The organism is Halomonas sp. ND22Bw, assembly GCF_003011945.1.
Lineage (GTDB): Bacteria > Pseudomonadota > Gammaproteobacteria > Pseudomonadales > Halomonadaceae > Halomonas > Halomonas halophila.
This window is the reverse complement of record NZ_PXWD01000448.1, coordinates 1-334: the sequence shown is the minus strand read 5'-3', so window position 1 is coordinate 334 and position 334 is coordinate 1. Positions and strand designations below refer to the sequence as shown.

The following is a 334-nucleotide window of genomic DNA, read 5'->3' as shown; positions in this document are numbered from 1 at the left end:
AACGAGAATCTCGACGCCATCGAGTTCCTGCGCAAGACCAACGAGGCCACCTACGCGCACGCGCCGGGCACCCTCACGGTGGCGGAGGAATCGACCTCCTGGCCGGGCGTCTCGCACCCGACCTACACGGGCGGCCTCGGCTTCGGCTTCAAGTGGAACATGGGGTGGATGCACGACACCCTCGGGTTCCTCGGTCACGACCCGGTACACCGGACCTACCACCATCACGAGATCACGTTCTCACTGATGTACGCGTGGAGTGAGAACTACCTGCTACCGATCAGCCATGACGAAGTGGTGCACGGCAAAGGAACTCTGTGGACCCGGATGCCCG

At 63.2% G+C, this 334-nt stretch carries 1 pseudogene; it reads left to right on the top strand.

From position 1 onward, the window contains the following. A pseudogene (locus CVH10_RS18875) lies at nucleotides 1-334 on the top strand (1,4-alpha-glucan branching enzyme); the annotation flags it as partial.